This is a genomic window from Limimaricola hongkongensis DSM 17492, from assembly GCF_000600975.2.
In the GTDB taxonomy this organism is placed as follows: domain Bacteria; phylum Pseudomonadota; class Alphaproteobacteria; order Rhodobacterales; family Rhodobacteraceae; genus Limimaricola; species Limimaricola hongkongensis.
This window is the reverse complement of record NZ_KK088650.1, coordinates 425654-451907: the sequence shown is the minus strand read 5'-3', so window position 1 is coordinate 451907 and position 26254 is coordinate 425654. Positions and strand designations below refer to the sequence as shown.

Here is a 26254-nt window from a genome sequence, read left to right as displayed (position 1 = left end):
CCCCGGCCCCGGCCTGGGGCGGACCGCCTGGCGGTCCTTGGTTTCCATTTTCGGGGAACTCAACGGGCTATATAGGGATCACACAGGCAGGAGGAAAGACATAAATGACCCTTGCGGCAAGAGCGATCGCGGCGCTGGCGCTTCTGGCCTCGCCGCTGCGGGCCGAGACGGCGGGCGAATTCGATTACTACGTGGTGAGCCTAAGCTGGTCGCCCGGCTGGTGCGCGCGCGAAGGTGACGCGCGCGGCTCGGCGCAGTGCGACGAGGACCGCGACCTGGGCTGGGTGCTGCACGGGCTCTGGCCGCAATACGAGACGGGCTGGCCCGATTACTGCGACACCGGCGCGCGCCCGCCGTCGCGCCGCGACACGGGCGCGATGGCCGACATCATGGGCACCGGCGGTTCGGCCTGGCACCAGTGGAAGAAGCACGGCACCTGTTCGGGCCTGTCGTCGGAGACCTATTTCGACACGGCGCGCGCGGCCTTCGCGCAAATCGAGCGGCCCGAGGAATTCCGCAGGCTGAATGACGAGATCACCCTGCCCGCCGCGGTGGTCGAGCAGGCTTTTTTGCGCGACAACCCGGATCTTTCGGCGGACGGGCTCACCGTGACCTGCCGGGAGGGCATGGTGCAGGAGGTGCGGATCTGCCTGACCCGCGATCTTGCGCCGCGCGATTGCGGCGCGGACGTGATCCGCGACTGCGCGCTTTCGGACGCGCTGATGCTGCCGATCCGCTAGGGCGCGCCCAAGAGGTCGAAGAAGGCGACGGTGGCGGCGACCATCTCGTCGAGCCGGTCGGGGCCCTGATAGGCATCGAAGGCGTGGTCCATCTCGCGCAGCCACAGCTCCTCCGGCCCGTCATGGGCCGACAGCCACATCTCGGCCTGCGCCGGGTCGACGGTGGCGTCCTCGCTGCCCTGGGCGACGAAGAGCGGCCCGTCATAGCGCGCGATCTCGGCCAGCGGGTCGGCGTCGAGGATGGCTTCGAAAAAGGGCTGCGCCAGCGTGATCTCGGCCCCCCATGGCAGCGTCACGCTGGTCGGCTCGGGCGACAGCACGCCCTGCTCCAGCATCTTCGGCCCGAACAGCGTGGCGAAGGTGATCTGCGGATCGGCCACCCCGGCCCAGAGCGCCACCGCCTCGACCGGCGCGCCGCGCCCGGCGACGGAGGCCGCGACCAGCCCGCCCTGGCTCCAGCCGATCAGGTAGGGCCGCCCGAGGACGCGCGCATCCGCGGCCAGCCAGTCGAGCGCGGCCTGCGCGTCGGCGATCTGGCTGTCGAAGGTGGTGCGCGCGAAATCGAAGCCTTCGGTGCTTTCGCCCGAGCCGCGGAAATCGATGCGCAGGCTGGCATAGCCCGCCTCGGCCAGCAGCCGGGCGGTGCGGGCGAACACCCCCTCGCCCGCGCCCGCGATGTCGAGCTCGTCGCGGTCGCCGGTGAAGCCGTGCAGCAACAGCACCACCGGCGCGGGCCCGCCCGGCGGTGTCGCCAGCAGGCCGTGGACCGGCGTGCCATCGACCTCGATGGAGACGCGGTCCGACAGCCCCGCGCGCCCGTCCGACAGCGGCAGCGGGCGCGGCCATGGCGCGATGACCATGAGAGTGGAAAGATCGACATCCGAGGCCCCGGCCTCCTCCCCCGTTCCGGCCTCGGGGCCGGACGCCGGATCGGACGCCGGATCGGGTGCCGCTTCGGTCTCGGCGTCGATTTCGATCGCCGGTGCGGCCCCCGGCTCCTCTCCGGGGGCCGCCGCGCCCGCCCTTTGCGCATGGCCGGGGGCGGCGGCCAGCAGCAGGGCGATCAGCAGGGCGGGACGCAGGCTCGGCACGGGCGGATCTCCTCCTATTCGCCCGGCCATGAGGGGGGCGGCGCTCCTCCCTGTCAAGCGCCGCCCCGCCCTCTCGGCTCTCCTCAGCCGATGGCGGCGGCGCGCACGTCCTCGTCGATATGCGGGACGTATTGCGCGAAATTGTCGGCGAACATCTGCACCAGCTTGGCGGCCTGCGCGTCATAGGCGGCGGCGTCGGCCCATGTGCCGCGCGGATCGAGCAGCGCGTCGTCGACACCCTCGACCGAGACCGGCACGTCGAAGCCGAAATTCGCATCCTTGCGGAAGGCGCCCTCGGCCAGCGTGCCGTCGAGCGCCGCCGAGAGCAGCGCGCGGGTCGCGGCGATCGGCATGCGTTTGCCGGTGCCATAGGCGCCACCGGTCCAGCCGGTGTTCACCAGCCAGCAGGTGGCACCGTGATTGCCGATCTTGTCCTGCAAGAGCTTGCCGTATTCCTCGGGGCGGCGCGGCATGAAGGGCGCGCCGAAGCAGGTCGAGAAGGTCGGCTCGGGCTCGGTCACGCCGCGCTCGGTGCCGGCCACCTTGGAGGTGAAGCCCGACAGGAAGTGGTACATCGCCTGCGCCGGCGTCAGCCGCGCGATCGGGGGCAGCACGCCGAAGGCATCGCAGGTCAGCATCACGATGTTCTTGGGATGCCCGCCCAGCGCGTCCTCGGAGGCGTTGGAGATGTAGTGCAGCGGGTAGGCGCAGCGCATGTTCGCGGTGAGCGAGCTGTCCTCGAAATCGAGCTCCAGCGTGTCGGCGTCATGCACCATGTTCTCGATCACGGTGCCGAACTTGCGCGTGGTGGCATAGATCTCGGGCTCGGCCTCGGCCGAGAGGCTGATCGTCTTGGCGTAGCAGCCGCCCTCGAAGTTGAAGGTGCCGCGCTCGGACCAGCCGTGTTCGTCATCGCCGATCAGCACGCGGGACGGGTCGGCCGAAAGCGTGGTCTTGCCGGTGCCCGACAGGCCGAAGAAGACGGCGGTGTCCACGGGGTTGCCCGGCGCGTGGTTGGCCGAGCAGTGCATCGGCATGATGCCCTTTTCCGGCAGCAGGTAGTTCAGCAGCGTGAACACGGCCTTCTTGTTTTCGCCCGCGTATTCGGTGCCGCCGATCAGGATCGTCTTCTCGTCGAGATTGATCGCGATGACGGTGCCGGAGCGGCAGCCATGCCGTTCGGGGTCGGCGCGGAAGCTCGGCGCGTTGATGACGGTGTATTCGGGGACGAAGCCGTCGAGCGCGGCGCGCTCGGGGCGGCGCAGCAGGTGGCGGATGAACAGCCCGTGCCAGGCCAGCTCGGTCACCATGCGCACGTCGATGCGGTGCGCCGGATCGGCGCCGGCATGAAGATCCTGCACATGCACCTTGCGGCCCGCGAGATGGGCCAGCATGTCGGCCTTGAGCGTGGCGAAGCCTTCCGGCGCCATCGCGGCGTTGTTCTCCCACCAGATGGTGTTCTCGGTGGTGGCGGAGCGGACCACGAACTTGTCGCGGGGGCTGCGGCCGGTGTGCTGGCCGGTGGTCACGAGCAACGTGCCGCCCTGTCCCAGCGTGCCTTCGCCGGCGCGAATCGCGGCCTGCATCAGCTGTGGTTCGGTGAGGTTGTAATAGACCTCCCCCAGCCCCGTCACGCCCTGCGCCTCGAGCGTCATTTCGGGGTTCACGCGTCCATGCTGCATCGTCCGGCTCCTCTCGACAGGGCCGCCCTTCCGACCCGTTGCAACCGGCTTAACACGATGATTTCCAAGGCGGCCATCCAGTTAGCGCAACCATCCTGACTGTTAGCGCAACCGCCCCGCCCCACGCGTCCCGCCCCGCTTCGGAGGCGGCGAATCCGCCGCCGTCCGCCCCGAAAAGGTGAGGCATTTTAGCCATTGGTTATCCCATTTCGGCACAAATGGGGCGGCATTGAGGCTGCGATTCGCTCTGCGCTCTTGATTTGGGGGAGGCAAAACAGGATGACGGATCAAAGCCCAAAAGAAGAAATCGAGCTGGAAAGGGATGCCAATGTCGAAAATCGCGCTGGTGGATGACGACCGGAACATCCTGACATCCGTGGCGATGACGCTCGAGGCCGAGGGCTTCGAGGTCGAAACCTACAATGACGGCCAACAGGCGCTCGACGCCTTCAACAAGAAGCTGCCCGACATGGCCGTGCTCGACATCAAGATGCCGCGCATGGACGGCATGGACCTGCTGCAGCGGCTGCGCCAGAAGACCCAGATGCCGGTGATCTTCCTGACCTCCAAGGATGACGAGATCGACGAGGTTCTGGGCCTGCGCATGGGGGCCGATGATTACGTCAAGAAGCCGTTTTCCCAGCGCCTGCTGGTGGAGCGCATCCGCACGCTGCTGCGCCGCCAGGACGCGATCTCGGGCGAGCCGGTCGAGGTCGCCGAGGACAACAAGGTGATGGAGCGCGGCCATCTGACCATGGACCCGCTGCGCCACGCCGTGAGCTGGAAGGGCCGCGACGTGTCGCTCACCGTGACCGAGTTCCTGCTGCTGCAGGCGCTGGCCCAGCGCCCGGGCTTCGTCAAGAGCCGCGACCAGCTGATGGACGTGGCCTATGACGACCAGGTCTATGTCGACGACCGCACCATCGACAGCCACATCAAGCGGCTGCGCAAGAAGATGCGCAACGCCGATCCCGATTTCTCGGCGATCGAGACCCTCTACGGGATCGGCTACCGCTACAACGAGGAATAACAGGGCTTTCCCCGGAGGATGAGCGCGCCATGACCGCCGCCCCCAAGATCGACGTGCGGGATCTCAACTCGGTCCGGCGCGCCGCCCGGACCGGCGGTGAGGCGCAGGAGCGGGTGGTGCTCGGCGAGGACTGGGTGACGCCGGAGACCGGGACCGCCCCGCGCCGCCGCCGCAGGCTGGTGCAGCTCAACCGCTCGCCGCTGGCGCGCAAGATCATCACCTTCAACCTGATCGCGCTGCTGCTGCTGGTGGCGGGGATGCTCTATCTCGCGCCGTCGCGCGACAATCTCGCCTTTCAGCGCGCCTCCTCGCTGGTCAGCCAGGCCGAGCTGATTGCCGACCTGTTCGAGGTGCAGCTGCCCTCGGGCGGGCCGGTCAACCTGATCACCGGCGACGGGATCGACGTGGCCGCCAGCCTCGGCTCTCTCGATCTGCGCGACGGGATCGAGCTGCGGGTGTTCGACCCGTCGGGCCGGCTGGTGGGCGAAACCGCGGCCCAGGACGGCACGGCGGTGAGCGGGCTCGCCCTCGACCCCGGCGGCACGGTGCTGACCGACATGCTCAACGCCGGCTGGGAGGCGATCGCCGGGCTGCTCTCGCCCGCCAGCGCCCCGGCGCCTGCCTTCGGCACCGCCGACGCGGCGCGGGCGCTGGTCTCGCCCGCGCTGTCGGGCGGCACGGCGGTGCAGACCCGCACCGATGCCCAGGGGCGCACCATCTTCGCGGTGGCCACGCCGGTCCAACAGGGCCGCCGCGCCGTCGGCGTCGTCGCCGTCACCTCGGCGGCGGGCGAGATCGACGCGCTGGTGCGGCGCGAGCGCGAGCAGGTGCTGCAGATGTTCGTGGTCGGCATCCTCGTGTCGATCGGGCTGAGCCTCGTGCTCGCCTCGACCATCGCCAACCCGCTGTCGGAGCTGGCCGCCGCCGCCGAAACCGGGCGCGACCGCAACGCCCGCAAATTCGCCCCCACCAAGGTGCGCATCCCCGACCTGACGGCCCGGCCCGACGAGATCGGCCGCCTGTCGGCGGCGCTGCGCGGCATGGTGGCCGCGCTTTACGACCGGATCGAGGGCAACGAACAGTTCGCCGCCGATGTCGCGCACGAGATCAAGAACCCGCTCGCCTCGCTGCGCTCCGCCGTCGGCAGCCTGCGCATCGTCAAGCGCGAGGACCACCGCGAAAAGCTTCTGGACGTGATCGAGCACGATGTGCGCCGGCTCGACCGGCTGGTCTCGGACATCTCCAGCGCCTCGCGGCTCGACGCCGAGCTGGTCAAGGAGGAGGAGGAGCGGTTCGACCTTCTCAAGATGCTGACCAACCTGAACGATTTCCTCGGCCGCGAGGCGACGCTCAAGGGGATCGACTTCATCGCCGACCTGCCGTCGCGACCGATCGAGATCCAGGGCCTCGAAGGGCGGCTGGCGCAGGTCTTCGTCAACCTGATCACCAACGCCATCTCGTTCTGCGAGGATGGCGACGCGATCCGCATCTGGGCGCGCCAGCGCGAGAACCGGGTGCTGGTGGTGGTCGAGGACACCGGGCCGGGCATCCCCGAGAACGCGCTGAGCAAGATCTTCCAGCGTTTCTATTCGGAGCGGCCAGAGCAGCAGTTCGGCAACAATTCCGGCCTCGGCCTCGCCATCTCCAAGCAGATCGTCGAGGCGCATGGCGGCGTGATCTGGGCCGAGAACATCCGCCCCACCGAGGCCGACCCGACCTCCGAGCCGCTGGGCGCGCGCTTCGTGGTCGGCCTGCCGGTCTGAGGCGGATGCCGCCGCCGCTCACCCTGCATGCCAGCTGCGTGGCCTGGCGCGGGCGCGGCGTGCTGATCACCGGGCCTTCCGGCAGCGGCAAGTCGACGTTGGCGCTGGCGCTGATGGGGCTGGGCTGCGATCTGGTGGCCGATGACCGGACCCATCTCGCCCCCGCGCCGGGCGGCGGGCTCTGGGCGAGCTGCCCCGCCGCCATCGCCGGGATGATCGAGGCGCGCGGTGTAGGCCTGCTCGGGGCGGTGCCATGTGGGCCGGTGCGGCTGAGCCTCGCCGTGGATCTGGGCCGGGCCGAGACGGCACGTCTGCCGCCGGAACGTCACGTCACGCATCTGGGCTGTTCGCTCCCCTTGCTTCACGATATCGGGACGGGCCATTTCGCGCCCGCGATCCTGCAGTATCTGAAGGCAGGACGGAGAGAGCCATGATACCCGACCCTGCCCTTGCTTCCCCTCTTGTGCCGGACCCGCCCGAGGAACGGCGACAGACGCTCGTGCTGGTCACCGGCCCCTCGGGCGCCGGGCGGACCACCGCGATCAACCTGCTCGAGGATCTCGGCCACGAGGTGATCGACAACCTGCCGCTGTCGCTGCTGCCACGGCTTCTGGAGGGCCCGCCGCTGACGCGCCCGCTGGCGCTCGGGCTCGACGTGCGCAACCGCGACTTCACCACCGACGCGCTGATCGACGTCATCGACCGGCTGGGGCAGCGCAGCGACATGGCGCTTCAGGTGCTCTATCTCGACTGCGACGAGGACGTGCTGGTGCAGCGGTTCTCGGAGACGCGGCGCCGCCACCCGCTGGCCCCCGCCGACAGCCCCGCCGCGGGCATCGCGCGCGAGCGCGAGCTTCTGGGGCCGGTCCGGGCGCGCGCCGACGTGCTGATCGACACCACCGGCCTGTCGCCGCATGAAGGCCGGGCCGAGATCGAACGCTGGTTCGCCCCGCCCGAGGGGCGGACGCTGGCGGTGACGCTGCACAGCTTTTCGTACAAGCGCGGCTTGCCGCGCGGGCTCGACCTGGTGATCGATTGCCGGTTTCTGCGCAACCCGCACTGGGAGCCCGATCTGCGTCCGCTCGACGGGCGCGATGCCGCGGTCGACGCGCATGTTGCGGGCGACCCCCGCTTTGACGGCTTCTTCACCTCGATGTGCGATTTTGTATTACCGTTGCTGCCCGCCTATCATGCCGAGGGCAAGACGCATCTCGCCATCGGCTTTGGGTGTACCGGGGGGCAACACCGGTCGGTCGCCGTGACCGAACGATTGGCCAAGACCCTTGCGAAGGAGGGATGGCAGGTGTCTAAACGTCACAGGGAGCTGGAACGCCGCGCCGGGACGAGGATTCCGCCGGCCGAACGGGGACAAGTCGCGTGATCGGAATCGTCATCGTGGCCCATGGGGGCCTCGCACGCGAATACCTCGCGGCGGTGGAACACGTGGTGGGGCACCAGACCGGTGTCATGGCCATCACCATCCTGCCCGACGACGACCGCGCCGCCAAGCAGGACGAGATCTGCTCGGCCGCGGATGCCGTCGACACCGGCAACGGCGTGGTGATCGTCACCGACATGTTCGGCGGATCGCCGTCGAACCTGTCGCTTCGGGCCTGCTCGGTGTCGGACCGGCGCATTCTCTACGGCGCCAATCTCCCCATGCTCATCAAGCTCGCCAAGTCGCGCGGCAAATCCGTCCCCGAGGCGGTGCGCGCGGCGCTCACGGCGGGGCGCAAATACATCGACAGCCTGATCGTCGATGCGGGACTGCAGACGGAGACACGCACCGGAACATGACCACTTCAAGACGCCTGCAGATCATCAACGTGAAGGGGCTTCACGCCCGCGCCTCCGCCAAGCTCGCCGAATGCGTCGAATCCTTCGACGCCGAGGCCACCGTCAGCCGGGACGGGCTGTCGACCACCGGCGACAGCATCATGGGCCTTCTCATGCTCGCCGCCTCGCGCGGCACCTGGATCGAGGTCGAGACCTCGGGCGCCGAGGCCGAGCGGCTCGCCGACGCGATCGAGGCGCTGGTCACCGATTGCTTCGGCGAAGGGGGCTGAGCCCCCTCCCCCGCCCCTGTCAGCGCGTCGGCACCGGCGTCTCGCCGCTGTAGTCGTAGAAGCCGCGCCCGGTCTTGCGCCCGAGCCAGCCGGCCTCGACATATTTGGTCAACAGCGGACAGGGCCGGTATTTCGTGTCCGCCAGCCCGTCATGCAGCACGTTCATGATGGCAAGGCAGGTGTCGAGACCGATGAAATCGGCAAGCTCCAAGGGCCCCATCGGGTGGTTCGCCCCCAGCTTGAGCGAGGTGTCGATGGATGCCACCGAGCCGACGCCTTCGAACAAGGCATAGACCGCCTCGTTGATCATCGGCATCAGGATGCGGTTGACGATGAAGGCCGGAAAATCCTCGGACGTCGCCGCCGTCTTGCCGAGCCGCTCGACCACGCCGAGACAGGCCTCGAAGGTCGCGTCGTCGGTGGCGATGCCGCGGATCAGCTCGACGAGGCTCATCACCGGCACCGGGTTCATGAAGTGAAAGCCGATGAACTTTCCGGGCCGGTCGGTGCGCGAGGCCAGCCGCGTGATCGAGATCGAAGAGGTGTTCGAGGCCAGGATCGTGTGCCCGGCCAGATGCGGCACCAGCTCCTCGAAGATCTTGGTCTTGATCGCCTCGCGCTCGGTCGCGGCCTCGACGATCAGGTCGCAGGGGCCCAGATCGGTCAGGGTCTGCGTGGTGGTGATCCGGCCCAGCGCCGCGGATTTGTCGGCCTCGGTGATCGCGCCCTTGGAGAGCTGCCTGTCGAGGTTGCGCCCGATCAGCGCCACCGCCTTGTCGAGCGCCTCGGCGCTGATGTCGGTCAACATCACCTCGAAGCCCGCCTGCGCGCAGACATGGGCGATGCCATTGCCCATCTGCCCGGCGCCGACCACGCCCACCTTCTCGATCGCCATCTGCGAATTCCTTCTCCCGGTTTCGGGCGCACCATAGGTCCGCGGCCGCCCCGCTCACAAGGGCGGGCCGGGCTTAGCGGTATCGCAAGGGTTTCGTGCTTTCCTGCGGGGCGGGAAAACGGGTGAGGCAACGCCATGAGGCACGAGAATTTCGGCGCCGCCCGCGGGGGGCCGCCGCCCCGCGGGCGCTACGCGGCATCGCGGCTGGAGGTCCGGGGACCGCTGCGACGCATCGACCGGGGCTACATCGCCTGTCCGGGGGGCACCGAAACCTTCGGCCCCGGGCTGGAGCAGCCCTTTCCCGCGCTGTTGGAGCGCAGCACGGGCCGGGCCTGCGTCAATCTCGGCACGCTGAACGCGGGCATCGGGGCGCTGCTCGGGGATGCGGCGCTGCTGGCGATGTGCCAGGGCGCCGAGAGGGTGGTGCTTCAGGTCACGGGCGCGCAGGGGCTGGCCAACCGGTTCTACAGCGTCCACCCGCGGCGCAACGACCGGTTTTTGCGCGCCTCGGCCAAGCTGCGCGCGCTGTATCCCGAGATCGACTTCACGGATTTCTGCTTCGTGCGGCACATGCTCGAATCGCTGCACAGCCACGAAGAGGCGCGCTTTGCGCTGGTGCGCGACGAGCTGCGCGTGGCCTGGAGCATGCGCATGCGCAGCCTGATCGCGCAGCTTGGCGTGCCGGTGACGCTGGTCGTGCTGCCGGTCCGGCTCGGGCATGGGCGGCTTGGCGACGACCCGCTTTTCGTGACGACCGACATGATCGAGGCGCTGCGCCCGGTGGTGCGCCACATCGTCATGGCGCCCCGCGACGGGCGGCCCGAAGCCGCCCGGCATCGCGCCGTCGCGCGCGACCTCGCGCGGCTGTTTCTGGGCGAGGATGATTGAACACGCGCCTTCCGGCCATCCGCTTGCGGCCGGGGCCGGCCCCGGTCGGCGGAACGCGGCGCCGGGCCTACCCCGCGCGGCGCAGCCCCGAGGCCACGGTCGACAGGCTGAACAGCAGCGCGGTGACGCAGACGATGGTGGGGCCGGTCGGCGTGTCGAGCGCATAAGAGGCGCGCAGCCCTGCCCAGGCCGAGACCATCGCCACGAGCGCCGCGAGAATGCCCATGCGCTCGGGCGTCGAGGCAAAGGGCCGGACCGTGGCGGCCGGGATGATCAGCAGCGCGGTGATCAGCAGCACGCCCACCACCTTGATCGCCACCGCCACCACCACGGCGAGCGCGAGCGTCAGCACCAGCTGCTCGCGCTTGGGGTCGATGCCGGCGGCGCGGGCGAGATCGGGGTTGAGCGTCGATGTCAGCAGCGCCGACCAGCGCCAGCCGATCAACGCCAGCACCAGCGCCGCGCCGCCCCAGACCACCGCCAGATCGCCGCGCGACACCGACAGGATGTCACCGAAGAGATAGGCCATGAGGTCGATGCGCACCCCGTCGAGAAAGGTCACGCCGACAAGGCCGAAGGCCAGCGCCGAATGCGCCATCACGCCCAGAAGCGTGTCCATCGCGTAGCCGCGCCCCGAGATCACGGCGACGATCGTCGCCATCACCAGCGCCACCACCAAGGTGCCCACGAAGACCGGCAGCGACAACGCCAGAGACAGCGCCACGCCGAGGATCGCGGCATGGGCGGTCGCGTCGCCGAAATAGGCCATGCGCCGCCAGACCACGAAGCAGCCCAGCGGCGCCGCGGCGAGCCCGGTGCCGATCCCGGCCAGCGCGGCGCGGGTCATGAAATCGTCGAGCATCATTCTGCGGCGTCCTGCGGATGATCGTGGTGATGGTGATGATGCGGGTGGTCGTGTTCGTGATCGTGGTGATGGCGATAGAGCGCCAGCGCGCCGCGGGTGCCCGCGCCGAACAGCCGCCGGTAATCGGGGGCGGCGGCGACGACCTCGGGCGTGCCCTCGCAGCAGACATGGCCGTTGAGGCAGATCACCCGGTCCGAGGCGCTCATCACCACGTGCAGATCGTGGCTGATCATCAGCACGCCGCAGCCGGTGTCGCGGCGCACCTCCTCGATCCGCCGGTAGAAGGCGGCCGAGCCGGGCTGGTCGAGCCCGGCGGTGGCCTCGTCGAGGATGAGCAGCTGCGGCTCCTCGAGGATCGCGCGGGCCAGAAGCGCCCGCTGGAACTGCCCGCCCGAAAGCGCCGCCATCTGCCGGTCGCCGATATCGGGCACGCCCGCGCGCTCCAGCGCCTCGGCCGCGCGGGCCGAGGAAACCCGGCGCGGCAGGCCGAGAAACCGTTCGACCGTCATCGGCAGGGTCGGATCGAGCACCAGCCGCTGCGGCACGTAGCCGATGCGCAGGCCGCGCGCCCGCTCGACCCCGCCCGTCACCGGGCGCACGCCGCCCAGCAGCGCCGCGATCAGCGTCGATTTGCCCGAGCCGTTGGGGCCGACGATGGTGACGATCTCGCCCGCATCGACATGCAGGTCGACATTGTGCAGCACCGTCGTCTCGCCGTGGCGGACGGTCAGGTTGCGCGCCTTGACCAGGGGATGTGCCATGCGGATCAGGCCCCGCTCGCGCAGGCGGGGCAGAGCCCCTCGGCCTCGCGCACGGCGCGCTCGACGACGAAGCCCGCCTGTCTGGCGGCGCGGTCGATCTCGCCCTGCGCGGGATCGGCCTCGGCCTCGACCACGCGCTCGCAGGCGCGGCAGATCAGGAAGACCGGCGCATGCGCATTATCGACATGCGTGCAGGCAATGAAGGCGTTGAGCCGCTCGATCCGATGCGCGAAGCCGTGCTTGGTCAGGAATTCGAGCGCCCGGTAGGCCACCGGCGGCTGCGAGCCCAGCCCCTCGGCGCGCAGCACTTCGAGGATCTCGTAGGCGCCCATCGCCCGATGCTCGGAAAGCAGGATCTCCAGCACGCGCTGGCGCGCCTTGGTGAGCTGGAGATTGCGCTCGGCGCAGATCTGCACGGCCGAGGCCACGCCCTCGGCGATGCAGCTTCGATGGTCATGCGCTTCGAACGCCTGGCTCGTCATCGCGATCTCCTGCTCGGATTGGGGTTGATATGTTATATCATACAGCCTACAAGGCGCTGCGTGTTATATAATCACAGGAGCCTTCGATGTCCATGACCCCCGAACGATCGCTGATCGGCTGTGCCCTCGCGCTGACCGTGGCCTCGGGCGCCGCCGCCGAAGCGCCGCGCGTCGCGACCGACATCGCGCCGGTGCATGGCCTCGTGGCCCGCGTGATGGAGGGTCTCGGCACGCCCGACCTGATCGTGCAGCCCGGCAGCTCGCCGCATGACTACGCGATGCGCCCTTCCGAGGCGCGCGCGCTCGACCGGGCGGACGCGGTGTTCTGGGTCGGCCCGGCGCTCGAGCCGTGGCTCGACGAGACGATCGACACGCTGGCCGCGGATGCGCTGGTGGTCGAGCTGCTCGACGCGCCGGGTCTCGACGTGCTGGCGTTTCGCGAGGGCGCGGTCTTCGACGACCACGATCACGAGCATGGCGAGGCGCATGCGGATGAGGAGCACGCCGGGCATGAAGGCGAAGAGGATCACGCCGATCACGAAGGCGAAGATCACGCCGACCACGCGCATGAGGATGACCATGCCGGGCATGAGGACGAGGCGTCCCATGACGAACACGCGCATGACGATCATGACGACCACGGGCATGACGACCACGAGGACCACGCGGATGGCGGCCATGAGGGCCACGACCATGACGGCATCGACCCGCATGCGTGGCTCGACCCCGAGAACGGCAAGGTCTGGCTCGGCCTGATCGCCGATGAGCTCGCCGCGCTCGACCCCGACAACGCCGAGACCTACCGCGCCAATGCCGCCGCGGGCCGCGAGGAGATCGACGCCGCGACCGCCGGGGCGCGCGAGACGCTCAATGCGGCGGGCGAGATCGGCTTCGTCGTGTTCCACGACGCCTACCACTACTACGAGACCCGCTTCGGCCTCTCGGCCGCCGGCGCGATCTCGCTCAGCGATGCCTCCGACCCGAGCCCGGCCCGGATCGAGGAGGTGCGCGACCGGGTCCGCGATCTCGGCGTTGCCTGCGTCTTCTCCGAGCCGCAGTTCAACCAGAGCCTCGTCGCGACCGTCACCGAGGGCACCGAGGCCAAGGCTGCGGTCATCGATCCGCTCGGCTTCGATCTCGAGCCGGGGCCGGGCTTCTACCCCGAGCTGATCCGCGCCATCGCCGACGACATCGCCGGCTGCGCCTCCTGAACCACCGCGCCCCGCCCCGCCGCATCGCAGGCCAGGGCGGGGCGCAGGGAGAACACGCGCCGATCCGCGAGCCATGGGGCCGATCGGGGGCCGGGCAACGCGGCGCCCGCGCCGCGGGCATGGCCGAGGCCATCGCCCCTGCCCCAGCCACGGCCCCGAACCCGGCCCCCAGATTCGAAGACGATCCCATGAACCGCAACCTTTCCACCACGCTGCGCCGCCGCAGCCGCGAGGGCGACCCGATGCGGGCCTATGACGCGCTGCCCGCGCCGCTGCGGGCGTGGCTGGCGCAGGCGGCCCTGCCCTGGTCGCCCGCCTCCTGCCGGAAGATCTGGCTCAAGGCGCGGCGCGAGGGCGCGACCGATGACATGATCCTCGCCCGGCTCGACCGGGCCGAACGCAAGACCCTGTCCCGTGACCGGCTCTCGGCGTTTTCCGGGGCGGTCAGCGCGGATCGCGGCGCACCGGGCCATCGAGCCGCAGCAGCGCCCCGTCGAGCTGCGCCTCGACGCTGTAGACCCGGCGCAGAAGCTCCGGCGTGAGCGTGGCGCCGGGCGCGCCGGAGGCGACGGAGCGGCCATCGGCCATCACCGTGACGCTGTCGCAGTAGCGCGCGGCCATGGCGAGATCGTGGAAGGTCGCCAGCACCGTCCGGCCGCGCCGCTTGACCTCGTCGAGCAGCACCAGCTGGTAATGCAGGTCGAGATGGTTGGTCGGCTCGTCGAGGATGTAGAGCGCCGGGTCGCGCGCCAGAAGCTGCGCCATGTGGGTGCGCTGCTGCTCGCCGCCCGACAGCGTCGAGGCGTCCTGATCCTGCCGCTCGGCGAGACCGACCAGCGCCAGCGCCTCGTCGATCCGGGCGGCGCAGGCCTCGGGCGGCAGACCACTCCGGGCCAGGCCGATCTCCACCACGTCGCGGACCGACAGGCCCGACAGCAACCCGCTTTCCTGCACCAACGCGCCGGTGGCGCGGGCCCAGTCGCGCGGTGTCCAGTCGCGCATGGGGCGCCCCGCCAGCGCGATCGTGCCCGCCCGCGCGCGGGCGGCGCGGTAGAGCACGCGCAGCACCGTTGTCTTGCCCGCCCCGTTGGGCCCCAGCAGCCCGTGAAAGCACCCCTCGCCCACGTCGAGCGAGACGCCGTGCACCCGCGGCAGCCCCCCGGCCTCGACCTGCAGGTCACGGATGCGCAGCAGCGGTTCAGAGGACATCGCGGACCCTGCGCAGGATGAAGATGAAGGGCGGCGCCGCGAACAGCGCCAGCAGCACGCCGAGCGGCAGCTCCTCGGGCGCGAGCAGGGTGCGGCAGAGCAGGTCGACGCAGACCAGCACCACCGCCCCCAAGAGCATCGCTAGCGGCAGAAGCCGCCGGTGCCGCGCGCCGGTCAAAAGTCGCGCCATGTGCGGCACGATCAGCCCGACGAAGCCGACGATCCCCGCCAGCGCGACCGACAGCCCGGTGAGCAGCGCCGCCCCGGCGAAGATCGCGAGGCGCAATGGCGCGACCCGAAGGCCGAGCGCCGCCGCGCGCTCGTCGCCCAGGAGCAGCATGTCGAGGTCGCCCGCCCGCCACAGCGCGCCCGCCGCCACGACCGCCGTGGCGACCAGCGGCACCGGCAGGTCGCCCCAGCCGGTCCCCGCCGCGGTGCCCATCAGCCATCCGAGCGCGGCGCGGGTGGCCTGTGGGTCGCCGAGATAGAGAAAGAACGCGGTCAGCGACTGGAACATCAGCGACACCGCGACCCCGGCGAGGATGACGACGAGCGGCGACAGCATCCGGCCGGGCCGCACCGACAGCCCCAGCGTGATCGCGAAGGCCGCGCAGGCGCCGAGGAAGGCGGCGGCGGGCACGCCCAGCGCCGCGACGATCCAGGCCGGGGCCCAGATGATCATCGCCACCGCCGCCGCCGAAGCACCCGAGGACAGGCCCATCAGGTAGGGGTCGGCCAGCGGGTTGCGCAGCGCCGTCTGCATCAGCGCCCCCGCGAGCGACAGCCCGGCGCCGATCAGCGCGACGGCCAGCACGCGCGGCAGCCGCCACTGCCAGACGATCAGGCTCAGCGACCGGGGCGCGTCCGCATCGCCGGTCAGGATCGCCCAGCGGTCGGCCCAGCCGATCGCCGCGGTGCCCCAGAACACCCCGGCCAGCATCGAAGCGCCCAGCAGCGCGAGCGACACCGGCCAGAGCAGCGTGGTGCGCGCCGACGTCACTTCAACGCATCGAGCTGGGCCGCGAGGGTCTCGACACCGTCGACGAACTGCATGCCCAGCACGGTCTGCGAGAACGGCACCGTCACGAAACGGCCTTCGCGCACGGCGGAGAGCTGCGACAGGACGGGGTCGTTTTCCATGTGGCTTCGCTTGGCCTCGGCGGTGGACCAGTCGGCTTCGATCAGCACGATCACGTCGGGCGCGGCGGCGGCGATGGTTTCCCAGCTCACCTCGGCCCAGTGGCCCTCGACGTCGGCGGTGATGCTCTTTAGCCCGACCTGTTTCATCAGCGCCGCCGGCGCGCCGCAGCAGCCGGCGGTGTAGGGCGCGGTCTCGCCGCTGTCGAACAGGAAGGCGGTCAGGCCGTCGCCGGGGGCGGCGCCCTCGACCGCTTTGAAGCGGGCGCGCAGCTCGTCCGCCACGGTCGCCGCGCGGTCCTCGACGCCGAAGATGTCGCCGATCGTCGCGATGTCGGTGAACACCGGCTCGATGCCAAGGGCTTCGTCCTCGGGATGATGCGCGCTGCAGGACGCGTCCGCGAGATAGGTCCCGATGCCGAGATCCTGCCAGTCCCCGGCCGCGCCGAGATTGTCCGCGCCGAAGGCCGAGCCGAAACCCGCGAAGAGAAAGTCCGGCTCCTCGGCCAGCACGATTTCCCGCGCGGGGTATTTCTCGGACAGGACCGGCACGCTGTCATAGGCCGCGCGCCACGCCTCGGGGATCTCGTCATCCATGTAGGCGGTGCCGATCAGGCGGTCTTCGAGGCCCAGCGCCAGCATCACCTCGGTCGCCTGCTGGTTCAGGGTGATCGCGCGCGTCGGCGCCGTCTCGAAGGACTGGGGGCCGTGGCAGGTCTCGATCTCGGCCGCCTGCGCGAAGGCGGTGGGGGCGGCGAATGCAATCGTCACGGCGAGGAGGCGGGGGATCATGCGAAGGCTCCGATAATGAAGGGTTCGGGGGGCGGGGCGGCCTGTTTTCCGAACCGGCGCGCTTCGACCGAAGCGGCGCATCGCGGCCCGGCCGCGCAGGCGGCAACGGGTGGTCGCCCCGAGGCGCCACCGGCCCGGATCGGGCCCGAAAATCAGGTGAAACATGATGCGCATCGCCACTGCCCTTTGGGGGCGCCGGGACGGATGCGCGGCCGATCGGCCGATATGCTCATCGCCTTTCCTCCCCGGGACACCCCGCCCGATGGGTTACAAAACAGCGATGGCAGGTCTCCTGACTCGCGGGTCGTGGCCGTCCCGACCCTTCCCGGACCGGTGCGGTCCAGTGGTCATGCCGGGGGCTCGCCGCTTACAGTTGCGGGGGCAGTCACGGATTTGGCGCCTGATGGCTACACCGCACCGTGTTCCCTTTTCATCCCGATCGCCTGTTGCGGCGCGCGGGAACCATCGCGTGGGACCGTGGCCGCTGTTGGTCTTGCCGTCAAGACGCCGCGCGCTGCGCGACCGGCTGAAGACGGCTGGCTGCCGGAACGGCACCCGGTGCGGGCGATGATGCGGAGGTCGCGGACCAGCCGGTCGCCCGTCCCGTTCCCGGTGACAGGCCGGGTTCCGGGCCGGGTTTCGGGCCGGCTCCGCGCGCCACACCACCGGGCGGAAGACGGCCGCATGCCGCACGCGTTTCCCCGGCGCACCGACGCGCCGGGGGAGCCGCTTGCTTTCGGTCTCCGCCGGTCGCGGCGACCGCCCGGCGGCGCGGCGCGGGCGCGGATCTCAGCGGGCGGCCTGCCCCTCGGCATCGAAGAAATGCAGCCGCTCCGCGTCGAAGCCGAGACCCACGCGCTGTCCCGGCCGCAGATCCGTGCCACCGATCACCCGCAGCGTGATCCGCCCGACCTCGCCGCCGCAATCGACGATCACATAGGTGTCCGCGCCGAGATATTCGAGCAGGTCCACCGTGCCGTCGCAGGCCCCCTCGCCCTCGGGCAGAAGCGCGATGTGCTCGGGCCGGATGCCGAGCGTCACCGCGTCGCGCGCGCCCGGATAGGCGCCGCCGCGCCCGCCCTCGATCCGCCATTCGCCGCCCGCCGTGCGGCAGGGCATCACGTTCATCTTCGGGCTGCCGATGAACTGCGCCACGAAGAGGTTGGCCGGGTGCTCGTAGAGCTCCTTGGGCGTGCCGACCTGCGCGATGCGCCCCGCCTCGAGCACGACGATACGGTCGGCGAGCGTCATCGCCTCGATCTGGTCGTGGGTGACGTAGATCATCGTCGATTTCAGCGTCTGGTGCAGCTTGGCGATCTCGTAGCGCATCTCGACGCGCAGCGCGGCGTCCAGGTTCGACAACGGCTCGTCGAACAGAAACGCCGTCGGGTCGCGGACGATCGAGCGGCCGATGGCGACGCGCTGGCGCTGTCCGCCCGACAGGTCGCGGGGCCGCCGGTCGAGATACTCCTCGAGCCGGAGCACGCGGGCCGCCTCGGCCACCTGGCGCGCGCGTTCATCGGGTTTGACCCCGGCGGCCTTGAGCGAAAAGCCCATGTTCTCGGCCACCGACATGTGCGGGTAGAGCGCGTAGGACTGGAACACCATGGCCAGCCCGCGCTTGGAGGGCGGCTCGGCGGTGGCGTCGCGCCCGCCGACCATGATCTGCCCGCGCGAGGTGCCCTCGAGCCCGGCGATCATCCGCAACAGCGTGGATTTGCCGCAGCCCGAGGGGCCGACGAAGATGACGAACTCGCCCTCTTCGATGGCGAGATCCACGCCCTTGATGACCTGCACCTCGCCGAACCATTTCTCGACTCCTTTCAGCTCGATGGACGCCATCACGCAGCTCCTTTCGCAGGATCGTCCGCGCCCGCCCAGGTGAGCCAGATCGCCGCCGTCCAGGTGAAGGCATCGCCGCCGCAGGGCGTGCCGTCGATGGGATCGAAATACTCGAAGAAGCCATGCGCCTCGATCAGCTCGGCGGTTTCGCGGCGCAGCCGTTCGGCGGCGGCGTCGAGCCCGCGATCCTTCAGGCCGATCGCCAGGAGCGCGTTGACCACCGGCCAGCTCGGCCCGCGCCAGTAGCGGCGCGGCTCGAAGCTGTCCGCAGCCGGGTCGGCCGAGGGAAAGCCATAGCGCACCGCGTCCCAGATCCCGTCCATGCGGGCGGCCAGCTCGGGCGTCTCCACCCCCGCGAGATAGGCGAGGAAGGCGGCCGAGGCGATGCGGTCGGCAAAGCGCCCGGTCTTCAGATCGCGGGCGTCGAAGCCGCGGGTTTCGGGGTTCCACAGCCTGGGCGCCGCGGCGCGCAGATCGGCGGCCCAGCCCTCGATCTCGGAGACGTCGTGGCCCAGATCGCGGCCCATCGCCGCGAGATCGTCATTGGCCCGCGTCAGGATGAAGGTGATGCCGGGGTCTTCCATCAGGAACGGGCCGTTCGCCACGATTTCGCGCTGGTCCCAGCCGCAGGCGCGCCCGAACTGCACCATGGCGATGTAGCGGTCGTATTCCGCCTTGCCGGGTCGCATCGAGGGATCGACATGACCGGTGTCGCGACGGGTGTATTCGCCCACATTCGAGCCGTCGACGCCCGCCATGCCGATGTCCCAGTCGGGGCAGTTGTCGCGCCCCGACTCCCACGGATGGGTGATCGCCACCACGCCCGTGCCGCAGCGATAGTCGCGCCACCAGCGATGCCACGCGACGATCTTGGGCCAGAGCGCCGCGATCCGCTCGCGCCCGGCCTCGGGGTCGGCCTGGAGGATCAGCCGCGCCATGGTCGCGGCGACGGGCGGCTGGCTGATGCCGGAGGTGGCGGGCGTCTTGTTCGTGCCCCAGACCTCGGGACCGGGGAAATAGCCCGGATCCTGCTTGTGGAAGATGATGTGCGGCACCATGCCGTCATCCCACTGCGCCGAGAACAGCGTCTCCAGCTCGGTCCAGGCGCGGTCCAGGTCGAAGGTCGAAAAGCCCCAGGCCGCGAAGGCGCTGTCCCAGTTCCACTGGTAGGGATAGAGCCCGTCGGTCGGAATGGTATAGCCGCCGCGGTCGTTGCCTTGCAGGATGGCGCGGGCCTGATCGTCCAGCGCGGAAGAGATGCGATGAGTGGTCATGAAAGTCATCCTTTGACGGAGCCTGCGGTGAGGCCTTTGGTCATGAAGCGTTCGAGCCCGAGAAACAGCGCCATGATCGGCACCGTGGCGATCACGGAACCGGCCATCAGGTGCTGGCGCGGGATTTCGGAGGAGTTGAGCGCGGCGATGCCGCGGGTCAGGGTGAATTTCGACGGGTCGTCGAGCAGCATGAAGGCGAGCAGGAACTCGTTCCACGCGATCATGAAGACATAGAGCGACACGCTCGCCATCGCCGGCATCGACAGCGGCAGGGTGATCTTCCAGATCACCGCCAGACGGCTCAGCCCGTCCATCAGCCCGGCTTCCTCGATCTCGGCCGGAAGCCCCCGGAAGTAGCCTTGCAGCATGTAGAGCGCGACCGGGATGGTCGTGACCGGGTAGATCATGACGATGCCGAAGATCGAGTTGCGCAGGCCGAGCATCGAGAAGGCGATGTAGATCGGCAGCGCCAGAACGATCATCGGCACCATGTAGATCAGCAGGATCGAGCGCGAGATCGCCGCCCGGCCGGTGAAGCGCAGCCGCGCCACCGCGTAGGCGCCCGGCACCGCGAAGAGAAGCGTGATCGCCACGGTCAGCACCGAGACGAGGAACGAGGTCCACAGGTAGCTGCCGAAGTTGAACTGGCCGAACAGCTCGGAATAGCTGCGAAACAGGTCCCAGCCCTTGGAGAGATCGATCGAGAAGTCGAGCGGGTTGCGGATCAGCTCGGACTGGTTCTTCAGCGAGGTCATCACCATCACGTAGAAGGGGATGGCGACGATCGCGGTGAAGAAGATGTAGCCGAAGCCGGTGAGAAACCGGATCACCGCGCCCTCGAATTCGTGCCGGGTGAGCGCGCCGGTCCGGCACTCCGCCATCATCGCGGCGATGGGCCAGCCGGTGGCCGCGCCCATCGTTCCGCCCGCCAGAAGCGCCAGCCAGACGGCCACGTCGGCGCCGGTGACGACCGGGGCAAGCGGGGTGAGCGCGAGCGCCGCCCCGAGGACGAGACCCACCGGCCCCGCGAGCCGCGGCGCGGCCACGGCAAGCGCGCCCAGACCCGCGCCCAGAAGCGCCGACCCGATCCCGCCGGGGCGAAACGCCCCGCCGGTGGCGAAGGAGAAGGCGACCGCGACGGTGGTGGCGATCACCAGCGCCCAGAGGAGCCCCAGCAGCGGCCCCGCGACATATCCGTGACGGATCATGCTCATAGCCCCTCCTCCTGGCTGATGAAGCGGAAGAACAGGAAGCTGAAGGCCAGCAGGCAGCCGAAGATCACCACGGCCACGGCAGCGCCCGCGCCGATGTTGGAGACGGCGAAAGCCTGTTCATAGACGTTGACGGTGAGGGTGCGGGTGCCGGCGTTGCCCCCGGTGAGCAGGAAAATGTCGTCGAACTTGTTGAAGGTCCAGATGAAGCGCAGCAGGAACAGCACCGACAGGATGCCCAGGAGCTGCGGCATCGACAGATACCAGAACTGCTGGAACGGGCTGGCGCCGTCCATGTCGGCGGCTTCGAACATGTCGCTGTCGATCGACTGCATCCGGGCGAGGATGAACAGGAACGACAGCGGGAAATAGCGCCAGACCTCGAACAGGATCACCATGATCAGCGCGAGCGGGCGCTGGCCGAAGAAGTTGATCGCCTCGGTCGTCACGCCCATCTGGATCAGCAATGCGTTGGCCGAGCCCGAAAAGGGGTCGAACAGGATGATCCAGGTGAAGGCGACGGCGATCACCGGCGCGACATAGGGAAACAGGTAAAGCCCGCGCAGCACGCCCTGCCCCTTGAACGACTTGTCCAGAAGCAGCGCCGCGAAGAGGCCGAACAGCAGCGCGCCGATGGTGCCGAAGACGGTGTAGACCAGCGTCACCCAGAGCACGCCCCAGAATTCGCCGCCATCGAAGATGCGGGCGAAGTTGTCGAGAGTGAACTCGTCCGAGGTCAGCACGTTGGAGGCCCGCCCCGTCAGGCCCGGCGGGCTGTCGGGCAGCGCCATCCCGGCATCGGCAAAGGCCTGCCCGATGGTGACGGGGATCTCGATCGTCTCGCGGTGGCCGCCTTCGAAATCGCCCAGGTCGCAGGTCAGGGCGAGGCCGTCGAGCGCGCAGCGCGGGTCGAGTTCGCCGATCTCCAGCCCCTCTGGCAGCGTGTCGGTCAGAACCACGCCGGTGATCGGCTGGTCCTGGCTGGAATTGCGCAGCCGGTAGCGCAGCGTGGCGTCGTCGCCCACCGCCTCGGGGCGGCCGCGCAGGTCTTCGCTGGCGATCGGCGCGGGCGGGCGCAGATCGGCGAGCCCGACCGGCTTCACGCTGATCCAGAAGATCGCCATGAGCGGCAGAACCACCACGAGGGTCACGGCGGCGATCGTGGGCAGCAAGAGCCCCCAGGCCAGCCGCGCCTCGCGGCGTTCGAGCGGGTTGCGGCCCTTGGGGGGCCGTGGGGCGGGCGCGTTCCGACCTTTGCTATGGTCGAGCGGAACAGGCCCACGTCGTGGGGTCTGGGCGGTCATGGTCCGGTCCTCGCGGATGGCGGATGGGAAAGGGAGCCTTGGGGCGTGGGGGGCGGCCCCTCGCGGGGAGGGACGCGAAGGGCCGCCGGGCCGCGATCACTGGATCGCGGCCAGCTCGTCGTTCATTGCCTGCACGGCGGCGGGCGCGTCGATCTGCCCGTCGATATACTGGCGCACGACGCGGTTGATCGCCTGGCTGTTGATCATCTTGGACGCCAGCGCCAGCTGCCCCTCCTCGACGCCCCAGCGCTTGGCCACGTCGAGCCCGCCGACGATCTCGTCGATCATCGCCTGGTCGTAGAGCTCGGCCATCGGCTTCTTGCGGTCGACGCCCATCGGCAGCCCGGCCCAGTCGTCGAGGAACGCGGTCGGGTTGTCGGCGGTGCCGCGCCGCACCGGGAACTTGCCCTCGGGCGCGATCGACAGCGTCTTGGTGTAGCCCTCGTTCATCGAGAACTCGACGAACTCCATCGCCGCATCGGTCGCCGCGTCGTTGGTGATGCCGAAATAGCGGATGTCGGCCCAGGCCGCGCCGTCGGGGTTCGAGGGGCCCGAGAAATTGGTGACGATGCCGGTCTTCGAGGCCAGCTCGGGCGAGGTCGGGTCATCATTGATGGTCGGCGGGTTGCTGTCGCGCAGGCCCGCCAGCTCGTCGAGGATGAAGGGCGACCAGATGATCATCGCCGCGTCGCCCGAGAAATACAGGCTGCGCGACTGGTCCCAGTACAGCTCGCCCGGCGGCGAGGCTTCGGCGATCGCCTTGTAGAATTCGAGCACCTCGGTCGTCGCCGCCTCGTCGAGCGGCTGCGCGCCGTCCGCGCCGACCGGCGAGACGCCATTGGCGAGGAACACGTGCTCGAGCACCTGGCTCATGAAGTTCTCGTCGACCTTGGTGGCGGCGACGAAGCCGTACATCTCGGGCGGATTGTGCAGCGCCTCGATCGCCGCGCGCACCGCGTCGAAGGAGGACGGCGCCTCGAGCCCGGCCTCGTCGAACAGATCCTTGCGGTAGATGATCATCTGGGTCCAGCCATCGACCGGGACGCTGGCATAGCCGCCGCCCTCGAGCGCGGCCATCTCCAGCGCGCCGGGGGCGAAGGTGTCCCCGCCGAGATTCTCGATCACGTCGGTCGCGGCGTCGATGTCGAGAATGCCCGCCTCGACCCAGGGCAGCGCGTATTGCAGCGTGTGATAGATCACGTCCGGCAGGTCGCCCGCCGCGTAGGCGGCGGTGGCGCGGGTCCCGAGATCGCTCTCGGTGACCGGGATCACCTCGACGCTGTGGCCCGAGGCGGCCTCGAACTCGGCGGCCAGCTCCTGCTGCGCGGCGAGCCGCTCGGGCTGTTCCTCGGTGGTCCAAAAGCGCAGGTTCTCGGCCTGCGCCGCCCCGGCGCCCAGCGCGATCAGCGCCGCGCCCGCCAGAAGGCGTGTCTTGTGGGTCGTGGTCATGGTCTCTCCTCCCTTGGTAGATGTCATGATGTCTGCGACAGCCGCGCCGCCAGCGCCGCGCTGGTCAGGCGCGGCGGCCCGGCCGATCCGCGATCGGCGAAGGTCGCGGGCGCCGTTTCGCGCAGTGTTTCGGGCGCGGCCCCCCTGATCCGGGCGATCAGCAGCCGGGCCAGCCGCTGCCCCGCCGCCCGGGTGTCGACGGTAAAGGACGACAATGGCGGTTCGGCATAGGCGCCGTCGGGCACGCCGTCATAGCTGATCACCGAAAGATCCCGCCCGACGGCGAGCCCCTTTTCGGCGCAGACCCGGTAGAGGCCCAGCGCCGCGTGATCGATGGCAAAGACCACCGCCGTGGGCGGCGACGGCAGCGCCAGCAGCGCCCGCGTCTCCCGCGCCCCGTCCTCGGTGCGCAACGCGTCTTCCCGGATCAGCGCAGCGTCCTCATCGAGCCCCGCGCGGGCAAGCCCGGCGCGGTAGCCTTCGAGCCGCACCCGGCTGTAATTGTAGAGCGCGCCGCCATTCACGAAGGCGATGCGGCGATGGCCAAGCCCCGCCAGATGCACCACCGCGTCGCGCATCGCGTCTTCGCCCAGCACGTCGAACCAGGCGCAGCCCTCGGGCTCGGCGGTGCGGCCGAACATCACGAAAGGCACGTCGCGCGCGCGCAGCAAGGCCACGCGCATGTCCCGCGACATGGTGCGCGGCAGGATGAAGCCGTCGGCCTTCCGGTCCTCGACCAGCTGCTCCATGGTGCGCACCGCGTCCGCCTCGCTGTCGGCGGTGGCCACGGTCAGGGTCCAGCCCTCGGCGCTCGCCGTGGCGGAGATCCCGGCCAGGAAATCGGCGAGAAAGGGGCGCTGCGAATCGTGGTCGCCGATCTGGATCACCAGCCCGAGCGCCTGCACCCGCCCGGTGCGGATCGCCTGCGCGTGGCTGAGCGGGCGATAGCCCATGGTTTCGGCCCGGCGCCGCACCCGAAGCCGGGTGCCCTCGGAAATGTCGGCATAGCCGTTGAGCGCGCGGCTCACCGTGCTCTTGTTCAGCCCGAGCGCCTCGGAGAGCTGGGTGATCGTCACCCGCCCCCGGCGCATACCGGCCCCCGCCAGATCCTCGGTCCTTTGCATTGCGTCGAATCTCCCTTGATTCGAAGCTCGTTTCCGAAACCGGTTTCGGCAAACGATATTTCGTTACATCACGCGCCGGCCTTCGCCGCGGCGCGGCATGCGCGGGCCGGAACCGGTCGGGAGGGGCGCCTTGCCCCGCCGCGCCGGAGCCCCCCCGGTTCAGGCCCCGGGCAGGATCAAGACGGCCCTGAAATCATTCACATTGGTCAGCGTCGGCCCTGTGACCACCTGGCCGCCCACGCGCTCGAAGAAGCCATGCGCGTCATTGTCGTCGAGCGCCGCTTGCGCCGCCGCGCGGCCCGCCCGCTCGAGCGTGTCCGGCCCGGCCCGGCCCCCCGCCACCTCGGCGGCGCCATCCACGCCGTCGGTATCGCAGGCCAGCACGTGAATGCGCGGATCGCCGTCCAGCGCGATCGCGGCGGCGAGCGCGAATTCGGCGTTCGGGCCGCCCGTTCCGTCGCCGCGCCGCGTCACCGTGCATTCGCCCCCCGACAACAGCAGCACCGGCGCGGCGCCCGGCGCCATGGCGGCGGCGATCTCGCGCGCCTGCGCGGCCTGCGCGCGGGCCAGGTCGCGCGCCTCGCCCTCGATCGCGTCGCCCAGAAGGCGCACCTCGCAGCCCGCCTGCCGCGCCAGTTCGGCGGCGGCCTCCAGCGATTGCGACGGCGCCGCGACGATCCGGGTGTCGGCCCGCGCGAGCCGGGGGTCGCCGGGCCGCACCGGCTCGACCCCAGCGGACAGCGCCGCGCGGACCGAAGCCGGCACCGCGATGGTCCAGCGATCGAGGATCGCGCGCGCCTGTTCGGGCGTGCTGGCATCGGCCACCGTCGGACCCGAGGCGATTTCCGCCGGGTCGTCGCCGGGCACGTCCGAGATCACCAGCGTCAAAAGCCGCGCCGGCGCGCAGGCCGCCCCGAGCCGCCCGCCCTTCACCCGGCTGAGCTGCTTGCGCACCACGTTCATCGCCGAAATCGGCGCACCAGAGGCCAGAAGCGCCCTGTTCACCGCCTGCTTGTCCTCGAGCGTCACGCCCTCGGGCGGGGCGCAAAGCAGCGCCGAACCGCCGCCCGAGATCAGCGCCAGCACCGTGTCCGCGGGCCCCAGCCCCTCGACGAGATCGAGAAGCCGCGCCGTGGCCTCGAGCCCGGCTTGGTCCGGCACCGGATGCGCCGCCTCGACGATCTCGATGCCCGCGCAGGGGCGCGCATAGCCATAGCGCGTCAGCACCAGACCCTCGCAGGGGCCCCAGACCGCCTCCACCGCCTCGGCCATGCGGGCGCTGGCCTTGCCGGCGCCGATCACCACGAGCCGCCCCTCCGGGCGCGGCGGCAGATGCGCGGCCATCACCTGCATCGGATCGGCCCGCGCCACGGCGGCGGCGAACAAGCTTTCGAGAAAACCGCCAGGATCGGCGGCGGGCGTGGAAACGGGCGTCATC

At 70.1% G+C, this 26254-nt stretch carries 26 protein-coding genes and 1 riboswitch; of the genes, 10 read left to right on the top strand and 16 right to left on the bottom strand.

Annotation, left to right across the window (positions count from 1 at the left end; translation table 11 throughout):
• Positions 1-104: 104 nt before the first annotated feature.
• Positions 105-740, top strand: coding sequence for a ribonuclease T2 family protein (locus LOKHON_RS06810; RefSeq protein ID WP_017928866.1), 636 nt, complete (start codon positions 105-107; stop codon positions 738-740).
• On the opposite strand, the gene LOKHON_RS06805 is transcribed toward LOKHON_RS06810, so the two are convergent.
• Both LOKHON_RS06805 and LOKHON_RS06800 read right to left on the bottom strand, forming a co-directional pair.
• Entirely contained in the window at positions 737-1831 is a 1095-nt protein-coding gene (locus LOKHON_RS06805; RefSeq protein ID WP_017928865.1) for an alpha/beta hydrolase family protein, read from the bottom strand. The genes LOKHON_RS06810 and LOKHON_RS06805 overlap by 4 nt on opposite strands.
• An 83-nt stretch (positions 1832-1914) precedes the next feature.
• Positions 1915-3513: a phosphoenolpyruvate carboxykinase gene (locus tag LOKHON_RS06800; RefSeq protein WP_017928864.1), complete on the bottom strand. Its 1599-nt coding sequence runs from the start codon at positions 3511-3513 to the stop codon at positions 1915-1917.
• A 328-nt stretch (positions 3514-3841) separates the two neighbouring features.
• On the opposite strand from LOKHON_RS06800, the gene LOKHON_RS06795 reads away from it, so the two are divergent.
• The 6 genes from LOKHON_RS06795 to LOKHON_RS06770 are packed head-to-tail and all read left to right on the top strand — an operon-like array spanning position 3842 to position 8372.
• Positions 3842-4543: a response regulator transcription factor gene (locus tag LOKHON_RS06795; protein ID WP_017928863.1), complete on the top strand. Its 702-nt coding sequence runs from the start codon at positions 3842-3844 to the stop codon at positions 4541-4543.
• 29 nt (positions 4544-4572) lie between these two features.
• Positions 4573-6306, top strand: a complete 1734-nt coding sequence (locus LOKHON_RS06790) for a HAMP domain-containing histidine kinase (protein WP_017928862.1) — start codon at positions 4573-4575, stop codon at positions 6304-6306.
• A gap of 5 nt (positions 6307-6311) precedes the next feature.
• On the top strand, positions 6312-6740 hold the full coding sequence (locus tag LOKHON_RS06785) for an HPr kinase/phosphorylase (protein WP_017928861.1): 429 nt from the start codon (positions 6312-6314) through the stop codon (positions 6738-6740).
• Entirely contained in the window at positions 6737-7687 is a 951-nt protein-coding gene (gene rapZ / locus LOKHON_RS06780; RefSeq protein WP_051059657.1) for an RNase adapter RapZ, read from the top strand. Before LOKHON_RS06785 ends, rapZ begins: the two co-directional genes overlap by 4 nt.
• Entirely contained in the window at positions 7684-8103 is a 420-nt protein-coding gene (locus LOKHON_RS06775; RefSeq protein WP_017928859.1) for a PTS sugar transporter subunit IIA, read from the top strand. The genes rapZ and LOKHON_RS06775 overlap by 4 nt, the downstream gene beginning before the upstream one ends.
• Positions 8100-8372 (top strand): HPr family phosphocarrier protein, encoded by a 273-nt coding sequence (locus tag LOKHON_RS06770; protein WP_017928858.1) that lies wholly within the window; start codon positions 8100-8102, stop codon positions 8370-8372. Before LOKHON_RS06775 ends, LOKHON_RS06770 begins: the two co-directional genes overlap by 4 nt.
• A 19-nt stretch (positions 8373-8391) precedes the next feature.
• Here the strand turns inward: LOKHON_RS06770 and LOKHON_RS06765 are convergent, their stop codons facing one another.
• Positions 8392-9267 carry a 3-hydroxybutyryl-CoA dehydrogenase gene (locus LOKHON_RS06765; protein WP_017928857.1) on the bottom strand — a complete coding sequence of 292 codons (876 nt, stop codon included), beginning with the start codon at positions 9265-9267 and terminating at the stop codon, positions 8392-8394.
• A gap of 135 nt (positions 9268-9402) precedes the next feature.
• Here LOKHON_RS06765 and LOKHON_RS06760 point away from each other — a divergent pair, with 135 nt between their 5' ends.
• Positions 9403-10155 (top strand): DUF6473 family protein, encoded by a 753-nt coding sequence (locus LOKHON_RS06760; protein ID WP_017928856.1) that lies wholly within the window; start codon positions 9403-9405, stop codon positions 10153-10155.
• A 67-nt stretch (positions 10156-10222) separates the two neighbouring features.
• Here LOKHON_RS06760 and LOKHON_RS06755 read toward each other — a convergent pair whose 3' ends face one another.
• The 3 genes from LOKHON_RS06755 to LOKHON_RS06745 are packed head-to-tail and all read right to left on the bottom strand — an operon-like array spanning position 10223 to position 12263.
• Positions 10223-11017 (bottom strand): metal ABC transporter permease, encoded by a 795-nt coding sequence (locus LOKHON_RS06755; protein WP_026147527.1) that lies wholly within the window; start codon positions 11015-11017, stop codon positions 10223-10225.
• Complete coding sequence (locus LOKHON_RS06750; protein WP_017928854.1) at positions 11017-11781, bottom strand: metal ABC transporter ATP-binding protein; 765 nt, start codon at positions 11779-11781, stop codon at positions 11017-11019. The genes LOKHON_RS06755 and LOKHON_RS06750 overlap by 1 nt, the downstream gene beginning before the upstream one ends.
• A 5-nt stretch (positions 11782-11786) precedes the next feature.
• On the bottom strand, positions 11787-12263 hold the full coding sequence (locus LOKHON_RS06745; protein WP_017928853.1) for a Fur family transcriptional regulator: 477 nt from the start codon (positions 12261-12263) through the stop codon (positions 11787-11789).
• An 86-nt stretch (positions 12264-12349) separates the two neighbouring features.
• Between LOKHON_RS06745 and LOKHON_RS06740 the strand changes: the two genes are divergently transcribed.
• Both LOKHON_RS06740 and LOKHON_RS15635 read left to right on the top strand, forming a co-directional pair.
• On the top strand, positions 12350-13474 hold the full coding sequence (locus tag LOKHON_RS06740) for a zinc ABC transporter substrate-binding protein (RefSeq protein ID WP_017928852.1): 1125 nt from the start codon (positions 12350-12352) through the stop codon (positions 13472-13474).
• 188 nt (positions 13475-13662) lie between these two features.
• Positions 13663-14016 (top strand): DUF6525 family protein, encoded by a 354-nt coding sequence (locus LOKHON_RS15635; RefSeq protein WP_342670095.1) that lies wholly within the window; start codon positions 13663-13665, stop codon positions 14014-14016.
• Here the strand turns inward: LOKHON_RS15635 and LOKHON_RS06735 are convergent.
• From LOKHON_RS06735 to LOKHON_RS06690, 10 genes are all read right to left on the bottom strand, one after another.
• On the bottom strand, positions 13919-14683 hold the full coding sequence (locus tag LOKHON_RS06735; protein WP_017928850.1) for an ABC transporter ATP-binding protein: 765 nt from the start codon (positions 14681-14683) through the stop codon (positions 13919-13921). The genes LOKHON_RS15635 and LOKHON_RS06735 overlap by 98 nt on opposite strands.
• Complete coding sequence (locus LOKHON_RS06730; RefSeq protein WP_017928849.1) at positions 14673-15683, bottom strand: FecCD family ABC transporter permease; 1011 nt, start codon at positions 15681-15683, stop codon at positions 14673-14675. The genes LOKHON_RS06735 and LOKHON_RS06730 overlap by 11 nt, the downstream gene beginning before the upstream one ends.
• On the bottom strand, positions 15680-16612 hold the full coding sequence (locus LOKHON_RS06725; RefSeq protein ID WP_017928848.1) for an ABC transporter substrate-binding protein: 933 nt from the start codon (positions 16610-16612) through the stop codon (positions 15680-15682). The genes LOKHON_RS06730 and LOKHON_RS06725 overlap by 4 nt, the downstream gene beginning before the upstream one ends.
• Positions 16613-16877: 265 nt before the next feature.
• A riboswitch (cobalamin riboswitch) is annotated at positions 16878-17094 on the bottom strand.
• 307 nt (positions 17095-17401) lie between these two features.
• The gene (locus tag LOKHON_RS06720; protein ID WP_017928847.1) at positions 17402-18454 is read right to left on the bottom strand and encodes an ABC transporter ATP-binding protein; all 1053 of its coding nucleotides are present in this window, start codon (positions 18452-18454) and stop codon (positions 17402-17404) included.
• Complete coding sequence (locus LOKHON_RS06715; protein WP_017928846.1) at positions 18454-19728, bottom strand: MGH1-like glycoside hydrolase domain-containing protein; 1275 nt, start codon at positions 19726-19728, stop codon at positions 18454-18456. Before LOKHON_RS06715 ends, LOKHON_RS06720 begins: the two co-directional genes overlap by 1 nt.
• Positions 19729-19733: 5 nt before the next feature.
• Positions 19734-20942, bottom strand: coding sequence for a carbohydrate ABC transporter permease (locus tag LOKHON_RS06710; protein ID WP_017928845.1), 1209 nt, complete (start codon positions 20940-20942; stop codon positions 19734-19736).
• Positions 20939-22243 (bottom strand): sugar ABC transporter permease, encoded by a 1305-nt coding sequence (locus LOKHON_RS06705; RefSeq protein ID WP_017928844.1) that lies wholly within the window; start codon positions 22241-22243, stop codon positions 20939-20941. Before LOKHON_RS06705 ends, LOKHON_RS06710 begins: the two co-directional genes overlap by 4 nt.
• 96 nt (positions 22244-22339) lie before the next feature.
• Complete coding sequence (locus tag LOKHON_RS06700; RefSeq protein WP_017928843.1) at positions 22340-23692, bottom strand: ABC transporter substrate-binding protein; 1353 nt, start codon at positions 23690-23692, stop codon at positions 22340-22342.
• Positions 23693-23715: 23 nt separating this feature from the next.
• Complete coding sequence (locus tag LOKHON_RS06695) at positions 23716-24816, bottom strand: LacI family DNA-binding transcriptional regulator (RefSeq protein WP_026147526.1); 1101 nt, start codon at positions 24814-24816, stop codon at positions 23716-23718.
• Positions 24817-24975: 159 nt separating this feature from the next.
• Complete coding sequence (locus LOKHON_RS06690) at positions 24976-26253, bottom strand: glycerate kinase type-2 family protein (RefSeq protein ID WP_017928841.1); 1278 nt, start codon at positions 26251-26253, stop codon at positions 24976-24978.
• Position 26254 lies beyond the last annotated feature (1 nt).

Bases quoted from the DNA above. Each gene is read 5' to 3' on its own strand.
- LOKHON_RS06740 (WP_017928852.1), top strand. From the start codon at position 12,350: ATGTCCATGACCCCCGAACGATCGCTGATCGGCTGTGCCCTCGCGCTG.
- LOKHON_RS06735 (WP_017928850.1), bottom strand. From the start codon at position 14,683: ATGTCCTCTGAACCGCTGCTGCGCATCCGTGACCTGCAGGTCGAGGCC.
- LOKHON_RS06690 (WP_017928841.1), bottom strand. From the start codon at position 26,253: ATGACGCCCGTTTCCACGCCCGCCGCCGATCCTGGCGGTTTTCTCGAA.
- LOKHON_RS06700 (WP_017928843.1), bottom strand. From the start codon at position 23,692: ATGACCACGACCCACAAGACACGCCTTCTGGCGGGCGCGGCGCTGATC.
- rapZ (WP_051059657.1), top strand. From the start codon at position 6,737: ATGATACCCGACCCTGCCCTTGCTTCCCCTCTTGTGCCGGACCCGCCC.
- LOKHON_RS06725 (WP_017928848.1), bottom strand. From the start codon at position 16,612: ATGATCCCCCGCCTCCTCGCCGTGACGATTGCATTCGCCGCCCCCACC.
- LOKHON_RS06745 (WP_017928853.1), bottom strand. From the start codon at position 12,263: ATGACGAGCCAGGCGTTCGAAGCGCATGACCATCGAAGCTGCATCGCC.
- LOKHON_RS06800 (WP_017928864.1), bottom strand. From the start codon at position 3,513: ATGCAGCATGGACGCGTGAACCCCGAAATGACGCTCGAGGCGCAGGGC.
- LOKHON_RS06750 (WP_017928854.1), bottom strand. From the start codon at position 11,781: ATGGCACATCCCCTGGTCAAGGCGCGCAACCTGACCGTCCGCCACGGC.
- LOKHON_RS06760 (WP_017928856.1), top strand. From the start codon at position 9,403: ATGAGGCACGAGAATTTCGGCGCCGCCCGCGGGGGGCCGCCGCCCCGC.
- LOKHON_RS06695 (WP_026147526.1), bottom strand. From the start codon at position 24,816: ATGCAAAGGACCGAGGATCTGGCGGGGGCCGGTATGCGCCGGGGGCGG.
- LOKHON_RS15635 (WP_342670095.1), top strand. From the start codon at position 13,663: ATGAACCGCAACCTTTCCACCACGCTGCGCCGCCGCAGCCGCGAGGGC.
- LOKHON_RS06715 (WP_017928846.1), bottom strand. From the start codon at position 19,728: ATGACCACTCATCGCATCTCTTCCGCGCTGGACGATCAGGCCCGCGCC.
- LOKHON_RS06705 (WP_017928844.1), bottom strand. From the start codon at position 22,243: ATGACCGCCCAGACCCCACGACGTGGGCCTGTTCCGCTCGACCATAGC.
- LOKHON_RS06765 (WP_017928857.1), bottom strand. From the start codon at position 9,267: ATGGCGATCGAGAAGGTGGGCGTGGTCGGCGCCGGGCAGATGGGCAAT.
- LOKHON_RS06755 (WP_026147527.1), bottom strand. From the start codon at position 11,017: ATGCTCGACGATTTCATGACCCGCGCCGCGCTGGCCGGGATCGGCACC.
- LOKHON_RS06795 (WP_017928863.1), top strand. From the start codon at position 3,842: ATGTCGAAAATCGCGCTGGTGGATGACGACCGGAACATCCTGACATCC.
- LOKHON_RS06720 (WP_017928847.1), bottom strand. From the start codon at position 18,454: ATGGCGTCCATCGAGCTGAAAGGAGTCGAGAAATGGTTCGGCGAGGTG.
- LOKHON_RS06790 (WP_017928862.1), top strand. From the start codon at position 4,573: ATGACCGCCGCCCCCAAGATCGACGTGCGGGATCTCAACTCGGTCCGG.
- LOKHON_RS06810 (WP_017928866.1), top strand. From the start codon at position 105: ATGACCCTTGCGGCAAGAGCGATCGCGGCGCTGGCGCTTCTGGCCTCG.
- LOKHON_RS06770 (WP_017928858.1), top strand. From the start codon at position 8,100: ATGACCACTTCAAGACGCCTGCAGATCATCAACGTGAAGGGGCTTCAC.
- LOKHON_RS06785 (WP_017928861.1), top strand. From the start codon at position 6,312: ATGCCGCCGCCGCTCACCCTGCATGCCAGCTGCGTGGCCTGGCGCGGG.
- LOKHON_RS06710 (WP_017928845.1), bottom strand. From the start codon at position 20,942: ATGAGCATGATCCGTCACGGATATGTCGCGGGGCCGCTGCTGGGGCTC.